This window comes from Nannocystis sp. RBIL2 (assembly GCF_026626745.1).
Classification (GTDB): Bacteria; Myxococcota_A; Polyangia; order Nannocystales; family Nannocystaceae; genus Nannocystis.
Window position 1 is genome coordinate 2577867 of the sequence record NZ_JAPNJW010000001.1, and the last position, 15880, is coordinate 2593746.

General features: G+C 70.5%; 13 protein-coding genes. 5 read left to right on the forward strand and 8 right to left on the reverse strand.

Annotated features, from left to right (window positions below; all coding sequences use genetic code 11):
- Positions 1-141 precede the first annotated feature (141 nt).
- The 4 genes from OV090_RS10000 to OV090_RS10015 all read right to left on the reverse strand — a co-directional run bounded on the left by OV090_RS10000 (position 142) and on the right by OV090_RS10015 (position 5548).
- Positions 142-1533: a cytochrome P450 gene (locus OV090_RS10000; RefSeq protein ID WP_267703348.1), complete on the reverse strand. Its 1392-nt coding sequence runs from the start codon at positions 1531-1533 to the stop codon at positions 142-144.
- A 1-nt stretch (position 1534) separates the two neighbouring features.
- A complete protein-coding gene (locus OV090_RS10005) occupies positions 1535-2416 on the reverse strand; it encodes a terpene synthase family protein (RefSeq protein WP_267703349.1) in 882 nt (293 codons plus the stop codon).
- 1 nt (position 2417) lies between these two features.
- The gene (locus tag OV090_RS10010; protein ID WP_267703350.1) at positions 2418-3962 is read right to left on the reverse strand and encodes a prenyltransferase/squalene oxidase repeat-containing protein; all 1545 of its coding nucleotides are present in this window, start codon (positions 3960-3962) and stop codon (positions 2418-2420) included.
- Between the two features lie 1313 nt (positions 3963-5275).
- On the reverse strand, positions 5276-5548 hold the full coding sequence (locus OV090_RS10015; RefSeq protein WP_267703351.1) for a hypothetical protein: 273 nt from the start codon (positions 5546-5548) through the stop codon (positions 5276-5278).
- Positions 5549-5764: 216 nt separating this feature from the next.
- Between OV090_RS10015 and OV090_RS10020 the strand changes: the two genes are divergently transcribed.
- Entirely contained in the window at positions 5765-8194 is a 2430-nt protein-coding gene (locus OV090_RS10020; RefSeq protein WP_267703352.1) for a hypothetical protein, read from the forward strand.
- 109 nt (positions 8195-8303) lie between these two features.
- On the opposite strand, the gene OV090_RS10025 is transcribed toward OV090_RS10020, so the two are convergent.
- Positions 8304-9623, reverse strand: coding sequence for a matrixin family metalloprotease (locus OV090_RS10025; RefSeq protein WP_267703353.1), 1320 nt, complete (start codon positions 9621-9623; stop codon positions 8304-8306).
- 489 nt (positions 9624-10112) lie between these two features.
- Here OV090_RS10025 and OV090_RS10030 point away from each other — a divergent pair, with 489 nt between their 5' ends.
- The 3 genes from OV090_RS10030 (at position 10113) to OV090_RS10040 (ending at position 11776) form a co-directional block, all read left to right on the forward strand.
- Positions 10113-10982, forward strand: coding sequence for a hypothetical protein (locus tag OV090_RS10030; RefSeq protein WP_267703354.1), 870 nt, complete (start codon positions 10113-10115; stop codon positions 10980-10982).
- A 234-nt stretch (positions 10983-11216) separates the two neighbouring features.
- Complete coding sequence (locus OV090_RS10035) at positions 11217-11465, forward strand: hypothetical protein (RefSeq protein WP_267703355.1); 249 nt, start codon at positions 11217-11219, stop codon at positions 11463-11465.
- A 101-nt stretch (positions 11466-11566) separates the two neighbouring features.
- Complete coding sequence (locus tag OV090_RS10040) at positions 11567-11776, forward strand: hypothetical protein (protein ID WP_267703356.1); 210 nt, start codon at positions 11567-11569, stop codon at positions 11774-11776.
- A gap of 6 nt (positions 11777-11782) precedes the next feature.
- Here OV090_RS10040 and OV090_RS10045 read toward each other — a convergent pair whose 3' ends face one another.
- From OV090_RS10045 to OV090_RS10055, 3 genes are all read right to left on the reverse strand, one after another.
- Positions 11783-12007, reverse strand: coding sequence for a hypothetical protein (locus tag OV090_RS10045; RefSeq protein ID WP_267703357.1), 225 nt, complete (start codon positions 12005-12007; stop codon positions 11783-11785).
- Between the two features lie 349 nt (positions 12008-12356).
- Positions 12357-13070 (reverse strand): hypothetical protein, encoded by a 714-nt coding sequence (locus OV090_RS10050; RefSeq protein ID WP_267703358.1) that lies wholly within the window; start codon positions 13068-13070, stop codon positions 12357-12359.
- A 452-nt stretch (positions 13071-13522) separates the two neighbouring features.
- Positions 13523-14422 (reverse strand): LysR family transcriptional regulator, encoded by a 900-nt coding sequence (locus OV090_RS10055; protein WP_267703359.1) that lies wholly within the window; start codon positions 14420-14422, stop codon positions 13523-13525.
- A gap of 125 nt (positions 14423-14547) precedes the next feature.
- On the opposite strand from OV090_RS10055, the gene OV090_RS10060 reads away from it, so the two are divergent.
- Positions 14548-15870: a hypothetical protein gene (locus tag OV090_RS10060; RefSeq protein WP_267703360.1), complete on the forward strand. Its 1323-nt coding sequence runs from the start codon at positions 14548-14550 to the stop codon at positions 15868-15870.
- Positions 15871-15880: the final 10 nt, after the last annotated feature.

The following is a 15880-nucleotide window of genomic DNA, read 5'->3' on the forward strand; positions in this document are numbered from 1 at the left end:
TACGTGCTGTCCTCTATACCAGCGTTCCGCGGGCCCGAGAAGCGCCGGACAGGCGCAGTCGAGTGCGGTGAGTCGCGGCGCACGGCGCGGTTGCGAACCAGCGAATGCCCGTCCGGCCGGCCGGCGCGCCCGCCCGGACGATCAGCGGCCTGTGCCGCGCAAGTGCGCGTATATCGGGCGATCGGGGTGAACCGTCGCGGTCGGTCGGATCCCTACGTCCTGCCCCGGCAGCACGTCGATTCGGAATCGCGTCAGGATCAGCGCCAGCGCCGTGCTCAGCTCGTAAAGCGCGTAACGCTTGCCGATGCACGCGCGCGGCCCCGCACTGAATGGGATGTGTGCATACCGGTGACGAGCCCGCACCCGCTCGGGCGTGAAGCGCTCGGGCCGGAACGCCGTCGGCTCGTCCCAAAACGCGGGATGGTGGTGGCAGAAATAGGCCGAGAACATGATGAAGCTGCCCGCGGGGATCCGGCGCGCGAACAGGACGTCGTCCTCGCGCGAGACCCGGGTCTGCGCCCAGATCGGCGGCCGCAGCCGCATGACCTCGTCGAAGACCATTCGCGTGTAGGTGAGACGATCGAGGTCCTCGATGGTGGGCGCTCCCGTGAGCCCGAGCCCCGCAATCTCTTCGCGCACCTTCGCGTACACGTCCGGATGCTGGCCGAGGAACCAGAACGTCCAGGTGAGGATCAGCGCAGTCGTCTCGTGGCCGGCGACGTACTGGGTGACGATCTCGTCGCGCAGCTGCTGGTCGCTCATGCCGTCGCCGGGGCCGTCGCCGCGCGCCTCCATCAGCAAACGCAGCAGCGTCGGCTGAGCCTCGGGCCCCGCCTTCCGCGCGTGCCCGATGATGTCGTAGACGATTCCATCGAGGGTGCGCAGCGCCCGACGAAAGCGCAGATTGGCCGGGGTCGGCACCGACAGCGGCAGCGCCATCGCGCCGCGGTTCATCCGCTGGCCGGCGATCTCCAGGCTCTCGGTGACCGCCCGCGAGGAGGCCGCCTCGCGATCGCTCAGGTCCATGCCGAAGAGGGTAAACCCGACGATCCGCTGCGTGAGGTGCATGATCTCGGCGTGCAGGTCGAGCGCCGCGCCGCCGCGCCGCCGCGCCTCCCACTCGACCATCATGTCGTCGACGCAGCGCGCCATCACCGGCACCATTCGCCGCAGGTTGTCCATGTGGAACGCCGGCTGGGTCAGCTTGCGCTGGCGGACCCAGAAGTCGCCGGTGCTGGTGACGAGGCCGTTGCCGAGGAGCGGACGGATCGGGTCGTAGCCCTTGCCCTTGTAGTAATTGTCGACCCTGCCGTGGAGGATCCGCTCGATCGCGTCCGGGTGGGCGGTGAAGATGATGCTGCTGCGGCCGCCGGTGGGGATCTGGAAGAAATCACCGTACTCCCGCCAGCAGCGCTCGACGTACTCGAAGACGCCGTCGCGCAGGATGGCAGGGAGCGCGCCGACCAGCGGATAGCCGGCAGGCCCGGGCAACCGGAGCGCCTGCTCCGTTCGTGGATGTAAGAGTGTATTCATATCACCTCGCTGGGCCGGTCTCGAAGCGGAGCGGCCCTGTGGCGTACCAACGATGAATGCAACGGACGAGACGGGACAGCGTGGCCGCGAACGGGTCGCGCGTCCCCAGGCGATCGAGGTCCTGCTGCAGCAGCCGCTCGTAGCCCTGCCGCTGCGCCTCGACGAAGGCGCGCGCCTGCGCCGGCGAGAGGTCGTGCTCGAGCAGGAGGACCGCGTTCGACACCCGCCCGGCGTGGCCCTCGCGGCGCTCCTTCTCGGCGCTCACGAGGTCGTTGAGCAGGCGCTGCGACAGGTAGAGGTAGCGCTCGACGTTGACGATCCGCGGGTCGTCGTGCCGCCGCGGCCGGTCGAGCCGCCGCACCAGATAGGCCGCGGTGAGGATGCTCGGCAAGGTGGTGCTGTGCGCGCCGGTCTCGATGCACTCGACCAGCGAGCGCGCCTCGGCGTCGCGCGACATCCGCTCCTCGGCGTACATCGCCCGGAACACCTTGGCCGAGCCGACGCGGAACCACCGGTGCTCGTCGGGGTGCCCGGCGAGCGGCCAGAGCAGGTCGCACAGGCGCTGGAAGAAGCGCACCTCCGACGTGTCCCCGAGGACAGCCGGCGGCTCGTCTTCGCCGTAGGCGATCAGGGTGTCCCAGTCGACCGGCGTCTGCTCGGCGCGCAGGAACTTGTCGCTGCGATCGTCGAACCAGAACCAGAAGGCGCTGACCAGGGCGATGGCGAACACCTCCTCGCGGCCGTCGACCTCGGGGTCGACGCAGGCCTCGGCGACGTAGAGCCCGTCGGCCGCGTGATGCACCGCGAAGTCCTCGATGTCGGCGGCCCAGGTGGTGATGCGATGCAGCAGCACCTGGTCGACTGCGGCGGCGATCCGGCTCATGTCAGGCCGCTCCTTCCGGGACCGCGGCGATGCACGGCGACCAGGGCCAGTTGCGGCGCAGCGCCGCCCGGATCCCGCCGACCACGAAGGCCTGGGTGTGGGTGGTGAAGTGGCTGAGCAGCGGCCGCGGACCGAACATGTCCGGATGGCCAGGCCAGGTGCCGTCGGCCCGCTGGCCGTCGACCAGGTATTGCAGGGCCCGATCGACCCGCGCGGGGTGACGATCGACGATCGCCTGCAACGCCAGGCCGGTCGCGCTGGCAGTGCTCGCGCCACCGGCCTCCGGCGACCAGCCGCCGTCCTCGTTCTGCCGGGCCGCCAGCGCGTCGACGCCGTGACGCACGAGCGGGTGGTCCGGCCCGAGCGCGCGCCCGATCTCCGCCACCGCGTACGGCTCGCCGCGGTACCAGCTCGCCGCCCACACGCCGCGCCGCTCGACCTCGGCCGCCAGCCACTGCCGCGCCGCGCCCACGGAGATCCGGTGCCGCCCGCGATAGGCGTCGAGCGCCGACAGCACGTGCGCGACGACGTCCTCCACGGGCGGGTCGTCGCGGAATTGCCAGGTGCGCCACAGGCCGTTGTCCATCTGCACCCGCGCGAGATAAGCGAGCGCGCGATCCTTCGTGCGCTCCCCCTGCATGGTGCCGCGCAGCGCCAGCACCACCGCGCCGGTGGTGTCATTGTCGGACTCGACGCCCGAGCGGAAGGGCCAGCCGCCGTCGACGTTCTGCGTCGCCTGCAGGAAGTCGAGCGCCGGCTGCAGCGCAGTCTGCACGAATGCGGGCTGCCCGGCGAAGGCGCGGACGATCAGCGAGGTGTCCCAGACGTCGCTGGTACAAAAGCGCCAGCTGCCGTCGGCCTGTTGATGCTCGAGCAATTGCGACCTGAGCACGAACCACGGGTCCGACGTCGGCGCCGCGATGCACAGGGCGATGTAGGCCAGGGCGGTGCTGATCGGGTTGAAGAAGAACCCGGAGCGCGGCGCCTGCACGTGCACCAAATCGAAGCCCGCCGCCTCGACCGCGGTCTGCCGCCCGGCCCGCGCCTGCAGCAGGATGTGCAGCGCGATCAGCTCGACCTTGCTCCACTGCTTGTGCTTGGCCCGGGTGCAGCGCTCGTACTCCCGCGCGACGAGCTCCCGCAATTCGTCCTCGGACCGGCGGGCCCGCACCTCGAGCCCGGCGTGCAGCGCCAGGGTGTGCAGCAGCATGGTCCGGCTGGCCAGCACCGGCGCGTCGAGCTCGGGCGCGGTCAGGTCGACCGCCCCGCCGGCGCCGACGATGATCCGCCGCAACGTGTCCTCCAATAGAAAGGACACCGGGTGGTGCTCCTGCGGCGCCGCCGATTCGACCCACGCCCGCGCCCGCGCGACCGCCCGGCGATCGAGCCGACCGGGCGTGTGGGCCAGGGCGTACCCGGCCAGCGCGGTCTCGAAGATCCGCCCGTCCGGCGCCACCTCCCACGATCCGTCGGGCCGCTGCAGCGAGATGCAATGATCCACCGCCAGGCCCACACACGCGGCCACCCGCTCACCCAGGGGATGCACCGGTCGCGATGATGATTGTAAAGCCTCGCCGGTGCCTTCGGCGGAAGGAGATTCATGCCGAATGGCGCTGCCGCGAGGACTCCGCGCGTTGATTGTCACGTGATGGTCCTATCGCATGGGTGGTTTGGGACAGTCAAGTACTGACATGATTCGCCGGAGCTGCCAGTCGAGTCCAAAGTTTGTCGATCGAAGCGTCTAACGGCCAAGCTTCACTCCAGCGCAGCGGAGCTGCGAGTCTCACGACCCGGGCTCCACCGTCGCAACACTTTTAATAGTGATCCAAATGTCGCCACGGATCACGCCCCGGCGACATTTTTCGTCGTGTCATGATTTAAGGCGCCGACGCCGCGGCGTCGGTGAGAATCGCAGGTCACTCGTCGCAGACGCGAACCATGTCCTATGAACATTGTTCAAATGACGTTTCGTATGCTCCGCGCCGCCTGCCGGCGATTCCTCGTCCCGGCTCGCCCGGCGGGCCCTCGACCCGCGACGGCAGACGCTGGGACGCGTCATTCATGAAGCCAACCGCGGGACCGCGTCGGCGGAGACGGGGACGGCCCGATCCACGTCGGCGAGGTCGAATCGCCAGGCCGCCCGTGAAGGCCTTGTAGAGTGAATCGCCGGGCATCGAGCGGAACCTGATGCCGACTCGGGTCGATCCGAAGGAAGCTTTGTCGAGCCCTGCCAGTCACGCCGGTCGACCTGCCGCCACGGCAGGTCGGCCGCACCGGCGAGGCGCTCGCGCTTCGCCTCACGCCCGAGGCGGCGCGATGGTACAGCGTTTATTGCGGCCTATCATTCGATCATTGCCCTGTGCGCAATTCCCGTCGGCACTGCCGCGTCGCCATCGGCCGGTCCATCCCGTGAAGGATCGGGCCGTTCGCTGCATGGACACGTCCCCGGGACGCGGAACAACCCCTGCGCCGCGGTCGACGCGGGGAAGCGCGTGTCCTGGAGCCGGACGGTGCCGCGAGACGCGACGGTTTGTGCACAGTGGCTGAGAGATCTCGAAGCCGCCGCACGGCGACCGCCGCTCCCCGCATTCATCAGGCCGCCGGGGTGCGGTCGATCGTCGCAGGGACGGTCGGTCGCTGCGAAAGTGGAAGCAGGGTCTGCATCGGCGCGCCGGCGGTCCGATCGAAGTCCGGCGCCGGCGGGCCTCGACCGACGCCGGCGTCCGCGGGCGCGGGCGCGTTCGCGGGATCGCCGGGCATCGCTCACCCCGCTCCGGAGGTCACGGTTTTGTCCGCAAGACCCACACCGAAGCCCCGCTATCGGCCACGATGTCTGGATGCAGGGCGCGTCGATGTAGATCACGTGGAGCTTCCACCACTCCCGCGAAGGCGCCACCCCATCGCCGTCGACGTCGGCGACAGGTCGCTGCGACCAGGTCTGGAGTTGCTCCGAACCGTCGGTGTCGCGTGGGCCACGACATGGGCCACGACATCGTCGTCGATGTCGCCGTCGGCGACACGGTCGTACGCGGTGACGCCGACGCCGGGCAGCGCCGCCACCGAGGTGAAGCCGTCGTCGGGCGCGTACCCGAGGATCTCCCCGCTCAGCGGTTCGGCGCGCAGCATCACCACGTCGAGCCGCGCCTCGCCGGCGAGCGAAACCCCGGGGCCCCGGCGACCGCGAACACGAGCGCCGCGGGACGCTCCCTTCCAATCGTCGTAGTCGGTCTCGCCCGATGGAGCGCCCGAAGACGCCGGCTGCCCCGCGGAAATTGAACGATCCATCGCCCGACAGTCGCAATCTCGCACACTCACCGGCGATCGTGATCGAGTACCCTCGCCGCGCGCATGCCCAAGACGAAGCGACCCGTCGCCGCCCCAGCGGAAGCCCCTGCGAACCCCGAGCATTCCTCGCGCACGCCGCTCGAGATCGGGCTCGGGCGGGCGCTCGCCGCTTACGCGCGGCACCTGCTCGCGGGGGACCGGATCGTGCCCGGCTTCGCGACCAGGCTCGACGGCCCGCACGTCCTCGTCGACGTGCAGGCGCCCGACGGCCCTGGGCACGTCCGGCGCCGCGCCAGCGCCTACCTGCGGCTGTGCGCCGACGTCTGGGGTCAGAGCCAGTCCGCGGCCGAGCGCGCCGCCTTGCCGTCGCTCGTCGCCACGCTGACGTCGCATCCGAGCGGCGGCTCCAACGGTTGGTCGCGGTTCCACGAGCTCGAGACAGATCCGGATTGGCTCGAGGGTCTCGAGGCGATCGCCGAGGCGCTCGTCCCCGGCGCGCCCGAGGAGGCCATCCTGCTCCTCCGCCGCCTCTACGACGTCGACGGCCGCTTCGGCCCCGATCGCGGCCTCTATTCGCGTGACTTTCGCAAGCGCAAGGCCCCCGCCGCGATCGCCCGAGCCGTCACCGCGCGCTCACCCGTCACGCCCGAGTCCGAGTGGATGCGCAGCACCTCCCCGCACGGCGCGATCAAGCGCGTCGTCCCGTTCGCGACCTCCGAGAGCGCCGCCGAGCGCCTCGCGGTCGCGTCGCGGATCGCCGACGTGCTGCCGCAGCTCAGCCTCTCGAATCACCTCACCTGCTACGCGCTCGTCGACAAGGCACTGCCCGCCCTCCTGCAGGACGGCGACGGAGCGATCCACGAGGTCGCCCTCGGCGTCGCCCAGAACCTCGGCATGAAGCTGCTGTACCACCGCGCCTACGCCGAGGCGAAGCGGCTGCTCGACCTCGTCGTGCCGTATCACGTCGCGCTGCCGGAGTCGCTGCGCGCGCGCTGGGAGTGCCGCCTCTACCTCGATGCATGTACAGGCGCCGCCGACCTCGACGCCGCCGAGGAGGACTGGCACCGCGCCGCCGCTCTCGACGCGCCGACCGATCCGAGCATGGTCGGCCGCTGCATGTTCTGGGCGGGCGACGTCACCGATCGCCGCGGCGTCGCGCTGGCGCGGGTGGCCAAGGGGCTGGTCGCGCGCGCCGAGGGCGGCGATCCGTGCAAGGACCGCAAGGTCGTGAGGCCCCCGACGGCGGACGAGAAGGCGCGGCTGGTCGCCCGCGCGGCCGCGTTGAGCGGCAACGCGTTGGCGACCGCGGCGCCGCGGATCGAGCAAGACCTCGAGCGCGCGCGCGCGGAGGGCACTGCGAGCGGGCGCGGGTTTCAGGCCGAGGAGTACGCCGCCCGCGCGAAGGTGCGAGAGGCGTCGGGCGACCTCGCGGGCGCCCTCGCCGACTACGAGGCCGCGCGCGAGCTGTCGATCGCGGCCGGGCTGTCGTGGCAGATCGATCACCACGGCGAGCCGATCCGCCGGTTGCGGGCGCAGCTCGCCCCGGCGGCGCCAGGCACCATCCCGGCGGGCTTCGATCCGCCGTGGTTCCTCGATCCGGCGCGCACCGCCGACGAGCGCGAGCGGGCCGCGGCCGCCTGGTTCGCGCAGCCGTGGCGCGAGTTCCCGGCCACGCCGCAGGCCGCCGCGGGCCGCCCGTTCGCGTACGTGCTGCTGCGCGACGCAGTCGCTCACAGCGCGGCGCTGTGGCAGGTCGCCGAGACCGACGGCATCGACCTCGGCGACCGCCTCGCCTTCGCCGCGCGCGCGCTCGTCGTCCTCGATCGCTGGACCGAGCGCCGCGACGCCTCATTGCTCGAGAGCGTGCTCCGCGACTCGCACGAGCTCGCGTTCTTCGGCACCGGCTGCGCGGTCGACAAGAAGCCCGCGCAGGAGCGGCGGCCGCTGCTCGACTGGCTGGGGCAGCTCGTCCGCGCCGACCCGCTCGACGAGGCCGCGGTGCTGCAGGGCCTGGACAGCGTCCGCTGGACCTCGCTGGCGGCCGAGTTCGCCGCCAAGGTCGGCGACTACGATCCATTGCGCGACCTGTTCGATGCGGTGCGCCGCGCGGGCTGCGACGGCGAGGCGCTCGCCACGGTGTTGCACGCCTACCAGCCGTTGATGAGGAATGACTGGTCGAACTTCGGCAAGCCGCGCGGAGCGGCCGCGAAGTGGGAGTCACTCGGCCGCGCGCTCGCGTCGCTCGACGGCCGCAAGCTGGCCCCCGCGCTCATCGCCTGGACGCGCGCCCAGCAGGCGGTCCCCGGCTATTACGGCCTGCCGCGGCTGAGCAGCAAGTGGCTGTGGCCGCTCTATCACGCGTGGTCCGAAGCCCACGTCCCGGCCTTCCTCGCCGAGGTGAGCAAGGGCAGCCTCGACAACGGCAAGTCGCTGTCGAAGACGCAGAAGGCGACGCGCCGCGAGTGCCTCGACTGGTTCGCCGCGCGCACGTGAGGCCGCGAGGTAGCGACGCGCACGGCCGTCGTAACCGAGGCGGTGGTGATTCCACACCACCGCCTCGGGTCGCGGCTCACGGTTCACCGACCGATCGCCGGTCCCTCGCTCACCAGGGCCAGGGCAGCGCGGTGCCGCAGAGGAAGTTGTCGTCCCACGTGTCGGGATCGGCGTACTCGTGCCACTGCACACAACGATTGCCGCGGTCCGGCCCGTCGTACCGCCAATTGAAGATCCACTTGCTGTTGGTCGGCACGCACAGATAATTGTCGTTCCAGGCGTGCGGGTCGGCCGGCTCGACGATCTGGGTGCAACGCATGCCCGGAATCGGGCCAGACATCGACCACTGCGCGCCGATGTCCTTGTCCGAGCAGAAGTAGTTGTCGTCCCAGGCGTACGGATCGGCGTGCTCGGCGACCGAGATGCAGTGCTTGCCGGGGATCGGTCCCCACGCCGAATACGACAGGGTGAGGCGATGACCGTAGAGCGACTGGATCCCGACGAGGTCGTCGTAGCGGAGGTTGGGCTTCGGCTCGTCGTAGAACGCGAACATCACCGCGTCCGGATCGTCCGAGTGATCGAGGCCCAGCGCGTGGCCGATCTCGTGGAGGGCGACCGAGCGCAGGTCGATGACGCCGTCGCCGCCGCCGAGCGTCCAGGTCTCGTCCTCGTCGAAGTGGACGTCGCCGAGGATCCCGCTCCCCGGCGGCCACGCGTGGGCGAGCACGCCGCCGGCGCCGTCGAACGGCCAGTTGTCGCCGTGATTGCCGGCGCCGAAGCTGATCTCGATGTCGGCGCTGTTGTTCTCGTAAAACAGCAGGTTGGTCGCCGCGCCCCAGCGGGCGAACGCCTCCGCGATCACGGCGCGGATGTCGTCCTGCGACAGGTCGGGGCTGAAGTTGCGGAAGCGGTAGTTCACCGAGTTGGAGCCCCAGGTGGAGCCGGAGGGGGCGAACTGCGAGGTGCCCTTGATCGGGCGCGGCTGCACGTAATAATCGGGGATCCCACAGCGCGGAGCGGCCATCAGCCGCTGGGTCTCGGCGTTCAGGGTGCCGTCGACGACGAGCCCGTGCGCGGCCTGGAACCGCGAGACGGCCTCCTCGAGCACCTCGTCGAACTCCTCCGGGTCCTCCGGCTCGTGGTCGAGCACCGGCTTCCAGCCCGGCAGGCGCTCCAGCGCTGCGTTGGGGAAATAGCCGTACTGCTTGAGGTAGGCGTGGGCGCGCGCGACCTTCTCGCCGCGATCGCCGACGGCCGGCTCGGGGTCGGGCGCGTCGGCGAGGTCGGCGACGAACGGGTCGGCGTCGGCGCCGGTGTCGTCGTCCTGCGCGGGCAGCTCCTCGCCCTCCACACACGAGACCGTGAAACCGATGCACGCCAGAGCCGTGAGGCCACGCCGCGCGAAACGACCGTGGATCGATGAAACCATGGGTAATTCTCCTTAGTCCTGTAAAAAAGCCCCGGCATCGCCGGGGACCGAGTCCGACGAATATGCGGCGCGTCGACGCGGCCCGGATCAGCGCCGCGATCGCCGGACAAGCTCGATTTGTCATAAAGAGGCCCTGCAATCGCGCCTGCGCCCGATCCACGAATCCCGTGGCAAACCGCACGACCGGCGCCTGCAGGCCGTGAAACCGCGAGCCCGCGATGAAACCTCCGAGGCAGCGCGTGCGACCCCTGCCCGTCCGCCGCGAGCTTATGTGCGCAGAGCAGGCCGCCATCGATGTGCCAGTGACGTCATTGCCTCGCGCGGCGAATCATCGGAGCGTCGCCTGGACTCGCGGCCCCTGCGGATCGAGGTCGCTAGACCCTCCCCTCGGAGCCCCAGGCATGGCGACGAACCCGGTTCCGGTGAAAAAATCGCACGGGGTGACGGAAGCGGCGGCGGGCGGGCACGAGCCGCAACAGAGGTCTCCCCTTGCCTTTTTCCCCCCGTCCCGCGCTCCTCACCCTCTCCACCCTCCTGCTGCCGGCCTGCGTCCCCTCGGTCATCGTCGGCGACCAGCCCCAGGACAGCGCCACCGCTCCGGGGACCAGCGAGAGCCCGCCGGACACAGCCACGCCGACCACGGTCACGCCGACCACGGCCGCGCCCGGCACGACCACCAGCGAGACCGACCCGACGAGCTCCACCGACATGCCCGTCAGCGCGACCGCCGACACGACGAGCACGGCCACCAGCGCGACGAGCGACACGGCCGGCACGACCGGCACGACCGGCACGACCACGACGGAGGGCGTCTCGGGCACCGATGTCAGCACCACCCTCGACCCGAGCGACGGCACCACCACAGGCCCCAAGCAGGACCTCCCGCCGACCGACGCGCTGGTCGGCTGCACCCTCGACGCTCCGGCCGGCACCCTGGTCCAGGGGCCCACGGAGTTCGGCCAGTTCACGTCCCAGCGCGCCTACTTCGGCTGGATCGGGACCGGCGACCCGTTCAGCCCGCGCCTCGTCCTGCTCTCGCCGGGCGCGGACGCTGCGGCCGAGCTCGCCAACGTGACCGGCAGCTCCGGGCCGGTGATGGACAACTGGGTCTGGACGGACAAGTCGCTCGCAGAGGGCGGGTGGCCCGGCACCTGGGAGTCGTTCGCCTGGATCTACGACAAGGGCATGCAGGTCGGCCTCGCCGATCCGGACGTCACGGTCACCGCGCTCGCGGGCAACTGGGACGCGTTCGACCCCGCCGATCCGCCGCGCCTGGTCGGGACGATCGCGGGCGCAATCTCGGGCTCGTTCAACGCGGTGTACTGCGACAAGCTCATCGCAATCATCATCCCCGAGTGAGGCGACCGGAGCTCGCGCACGAGGCCGCGACGATGCGGCGATCGAGCCACCTCGCCGACCACGCGCGCCGCGGTCGTCGCCCCGGCGCGCTCCTCGGCTCTCGCCGCGCCTGCGCAATCACGAGCAGCGCGCCCATCGCCGCCTGCGGGCGTGACCCGACGCATCGGCGAGGTGGCCTCGAATTGCCCGCAGTGCGGGCGTGGCCCACCTTCGCTCGGAGCGAGGAGACGTCGCATGGATCCGGCCGAGCGATTGCGAGAGTACAAGCGGAACGCCAAGGCGATGGGTCCGAAAGAGCGCATCGCCGCGCTGCAGAGCGAGGAATTCGCGCGCCTCATCGAAGCGGCGACTTGCTCGGCCAGGTTCGCCGTCCTCTGCGAGGGGCACTGCTGCAATCACTGCGGCAACCACTGCGGCAATCACTGCGGCTCGCACCCCGACCGCTCGCGCACCCGAGGCGCGACCGGCGACGCCGGGAAATGACGCCCGCGGCGTCGCCGACGTCCGTTCGCGGCCGCGCGAGCGCACTCCGAGGCCGCACAGCGCGCGACTGCACATCACCTTGCTGCGAGGAGGTATTGTCCGTGGACCCGAGACAACGACTGCAACGATTCAAGCGCAGCGCCAAGGCGCTTCCGTGCGAGCAGCGGCGCGCGGCGCTGGCGAGCGAGGAATTCGCGCGCCTCGTCGATCGGGCGACCTTCAGCCCGCGGGCAGCCGCCGCCTGCGAGGTGCACTGCGACGCCCACTGCGTGACCCACTGCGAGGCCCACTGTCTCGCGCACCCGGACTGACCGATTTCACCGACCGCGCAGCTCTGCCGCCCAGGGGGGCGTGTGACCGTAGCAATGGGTCTCGCAGTGCCCCACGCAGTGAGCCTCGCAATCCGTGGCTGACGGGTCCGAACAGGCCACCTCCTCCACGAGGCGCTTGAAATCCTCGCTGGTCAGCGCCGCGCTGCGCTGCGCGGCCCCCATCGTCTTGGCCCTGGACTTGAATTCTTTCAGCCGGTCGGCAGGATGCACGTCTCTTCCCTCCTGCAATGAAAGGTGGGATACGCTTCGGCGCCGGCAACGCTCGAGAGATTGACACGTGCCGCGTGGCACAGGCCATGACGATCGCCCTTGGAAGATCCTCGCGCGGGTCGCCGCAGCGACAGCGCGCGCTCAGCCGTGGCGGATGCAGTGGCCGCCGCAGTGACCGCGGCACTGCCACCCGCACTCGGCCTCCCCGCGCGCCTGCCAGGCTGCCTCGTCCACGAGACGCCTGAACCCCTCGCTCCTGCCCGGGAGGTCGAGCCGCGCGCGAGCGCCTGAAAGTGCAACGAGGCACACCTCTCGGAGCGCCTCGTCGCTGCCCTGCCATCACTTTTATCTAAAGCGAACCCGACGCGGCGTCCGGGCGCTGCACGACGTGGCCATGGCAATGGCTGATGCAGTGGCTCACGCACTGCGTCCCCGCGGTCATGCGGCGGTCTCGTCCCGAGCTGAAGACCCACAGAGTCTTGGTCGTGTCCATCGTCTCGAGCGCGTCCCGCGGGGTTCTTCGCAGCGTCAGCACGCGACCCACCTCGTCCGTCGTCTCGAGCAACGTGCTCTCGCTGTCGAGCTCGAACGGCCGGCGAGAGGCCAGGCTGACGATCCCGAACAGGTCGGCCAGCTCGAGCTCTTCCAGGCGGTCGGCGAGCGCGTCGAGGAACTCGACCGCAGCCCGGATCGTCTCGATCTCCGCGCGCGCGTCGATGTGATGCTCGGGCAGCGGCTGCACGAATTCCAGCGGGTACCAGCCCTTGCCGCTCGCTCCCCGGTCGAACTTCCACAGGTACGGCAGGTGGCCCCGGCACTCGCGGGCGCGCTTCGGTCGCATGAACGCCGCGTCGCCCTCGAACTCGCGCAGGACCAATTCGTCGTCGGCCAGCTCGAAGTGCTTGTGGATCAGATTGATCCCGACGCTGCCCTCCAGGCCGTACTCGGTGATGACATTTCCCAGCCGCGTGACGTCCTGCACCCGGCGCTCCAGCTGGTCCCGCGCGCTGGAGAAGTCGTTCAGACGGCGGAATACGTCGGGGTCGTACTCCAACAAGTTCATTTCGCCGAGATGCAGCATAACTCGCTCCGAATGCTCCTCGTCCGAGGCTTGACGAAGATCGCGCCGGCGCAACCAACGGGAGCAAGGGGAACCCCTACGCCGCGCAACCGGGCGCGCCCGCCCCAGCTGCGCAGTCACCGCGCCAGCCGCGAAATCCCTGCAGACGCTGCGGGCGCTCGACTCCGGCCGCGTCCGTCCAGGGCGACGAGCGTCCGGACGCAGCGCCGTCGCTCGCTGGCGAGCGACGGCGACGGCCCCCGCCGAATTCGCGCGGCTCACGGCCTGGGGCCGGCGATACGCGTGCTCGGCTCGTTTTGACATGTCCCGAGAGACATATGCATCAAAACGCCGACACGGGCCGAAATGACGCGACCATCGAAATAGATGCACCGCATCCTCGAGTCGCCCGTCACGGACGGGCCATGCATTCTTAGCACCGCGCCAGCCCGGCCTCAGCCGGTGCCGACGCGCTGGTGGAACAGCTCTTCGAGGGCGGCCACGACTGCGCGGATCCGCCGCACCTGGCGCAGCTCGCGGTGATACACCAGCCACACGGTCACCGACGGCGGCGGCTCGTCGACCTCGATCCGGACCACGCGGTCGAGCTCTCGGCCGACCACCTCGGCCAGCATCGTGATCCCCTGGCCGCGCTCGGTCGCCTCGACGATGGCGAGCATCGAGTTCGAGCGGAACGGGAAGTGCTTCGCGCCGCGGGCGACCAGCCAGTCCTCGCCGACCTTCTGGCGCGCCGCCGGCCCGCTGTGGCCGACGAAGTCGTGGCGCTCGAAGTCACCGGGGCGCAGGCGGGCGCTCCGCAGCCGGCGCTCGACGTACGACTGCGACGCGTAGAGCCCGAGGCGCAGCACCCCGAGGCGGCGCTCGATGAGCACCTGCGACTCGGTCCGAGTCGTGCGCAGCCCGATGTCGGCCTCTCGCCGCGCCAGGTCGGCCAGGCGCGACTCGGACATCAGCTCGATGCAGGTCTCGGGGTGCTTGCGCCGGAAATCCGCCAGGCCCTGGGTCACCGCGCGCACGAAGCCGTCGCCGACCGACAGCCGCACCGTCCCGGCCAGGCGCGAGGCCTGCCCGCCCGAGTCGCGGCGCACCGCCTCGAGCCCGTGCTCGAGCTCCTCGGCCAGCGCCACCAGCCGCAGCGCGTCCGGCTCGATCGACGTGCCCGCGCTGCTGCGGTGCACCAGGGTGCTCCCGAGCGCAGACTCGAGCGCCTCGATCCGGCGCGCCACTGTCGAGGTCGACGTGCCGAGCTCGCGCCCGGCGGAGAGGAAGCTGCCGTGGCGGTGCACCGCGAGCAGTACGCGCAGGTCGTCCCAGGTCGGCGGGTTGGTTTCCATGAGCGCAAAACGGTTTAGCAGAAATGCCCATCGCTGCGAAGCAACCCGGCGGCCATGCTCCGGGTCGGAGTACGCAAATGAATCCACGCGTGAGAGGTCGGGGCGCCGGCGCAGCCCTGTGGGGCATGCCATTGTTCGTTCTCGTGGTCGCCTGCAGCGGCGGCGACGGCGACGATTCGACGACCGGCACCGCCGGCGAGGACGCGAGCGTCACCTACTGGCAGGACGTCGCGCCGATCTTTTATTCCCGCTGCGTCACCTGTCATCAGGCCGGCGGGATCGGGCCGTTCGCGCTCGACGATTATGCCGAAGCCAAGCAGTGGGCCGGCGCGTCGGCGGCGGCCGTCGAGGCGCGGACGATGCCGCCGTGGCTGGTCACCGACGACGGCTCGTGCGGCACCTTCGAGGGCTCGCGCGCGCTCGCGCCGGCGGAGATCGAGGCGATCCGCGCGTGGTCCGACGCGGGCGCGCCCGAGGGCGAGCCGCGCACCGACCTGGCAGTGCCGGAGGTCGAGGTGCTCACCGACGCGGTCACCTACGAGACCCCGAGCTTCGTCCCGGAGGCCGAGGGCACCGACCTGGCGGCCTTCGACGAGTACCGCTGCTTCCGCGTCGACACCGGCCTGACCGCCGACCGCTTCCTCACCGGCTACAGCGTCGAGCCCGGCGTGCCGGAGATGATCCACCACGTCCTCGTCATCACCGTCGATCCGGAGGCCCCCGGGGCCGGCGGCGTGAAGAACAGGGACATCATGGAGGCCCTCGACGCCGAATCGCCCGACCGCGACGGCTGGCCGTGCTTCGGCGCCGCCGGCGAAGGCGTGCAGCCGCGCGGGATCCCCGTGTCGTGGGCCCCCGGTCAGGGCATCAGCGAATTGCCCGAGGGCACCGGTTACCGGATCGCCAAGGACGACTGGATGATCGTCCAGGTCCACTACAACCTCACCGAGGAGGCGCTGGCCGGCACCGAGGACAAGACGAAGTTCAACGTCCGCTGGGCCGACAGCGTCGAGCGCGAGGGTCACTTCTTCCTGCCCGACGACCTCCTCAACAGCCTCGCCACCGAGGACCCGATCGAGCTCGCGCCCGGCGAGCCGTCGGTCAAGTTCAGCTTCGACTTCGAGCCCGGCAACTTCCTCAAGTACCTCGGCGCCGAGTCGGGCCAGCTGCTCGGCGTGTTGCCGCACATGCATCAATACGGGCGCAAGCAGCGGGTCGAGCTGGTCGAGGGCGACGCCGGTCCCCAGTGCGTCGCCGACGTGCAGCGGTGGGACTTCAACTGGCAGCTCTATTACTTCTACGAGCAGCCGATCCAGCTGACTCAAGATTCGAAGCTGCGCATCACCTGCGATTACGACACCCGCGGCGCCAAGGATCCGGTGCTGCCGGGCTGGGGCACGAGCAACGAGATGTGCCTGGCCGGCGTGTTCATCGTCCCCGACCTGTGAATCGACGGTC

Excerpts from the sequence above, each read along its gene's own strand:
- OV090_RS10060 (WP_267703360.1), top strand. The coding sequence starts at position 14,548 with ATGCCATTGTTCGTTCTCGTGGTCGCCTGCAGCGGCGGCGACGGCGAC.
- OV090_RS10025 (WP_267703353.1), bottom strand. The coding sequence starts at position 9,623 with ATGGTTTCATCGATCCACGGTCGTTTCGCGCGGCGTGGCCTCACGGCT.
- OV090_RS10000 (WP_267703348.1), bottom strand. The coding sequence starts at position 1,533 with ATGAATACACTCTTACATCCACGAACGGAGCAGGCGCTCCGGTTGCCC.
- OV090_RS10055 (WP_267703359.1), bottom strand. The coding sequence starts at position 14,422 with ATGGAAACCAACCCGCCGACCTGGGACGACCTGCGCGTACTGCTCGCG.
- OV090_RS10050 (WP_267703358.1), bottom strand. The coding sequence starts at position 13,070 with ATGAACTTGTTGGAGTACGACCCCGACGTATTCCGCCGTCTGAACGAC.
- OV090_RS10020 (WP_267703352.1), top strand. The coding sequence starts at position 5,765 with ATGCCCAAGACGAAGCGACCCGTCGCCGCCCCAGCGGAAGCCCCTGCG.
- OV090_RS10035 (WP_267703355.1), top strand. The coding sequence starts at position 11,217 with ATGGATCCGGCCGAGCGATTGCGAGAGTACAAGCGGAACGCCAAGGCG.
- OV090_RS10005 (WP_267703349.1), bottom strand. The coding sequence starts at position 2,416 with ATGAGCCGGATCGCCGCCGCAGTCGACCAGGTGCTGCTGCATCGCATC.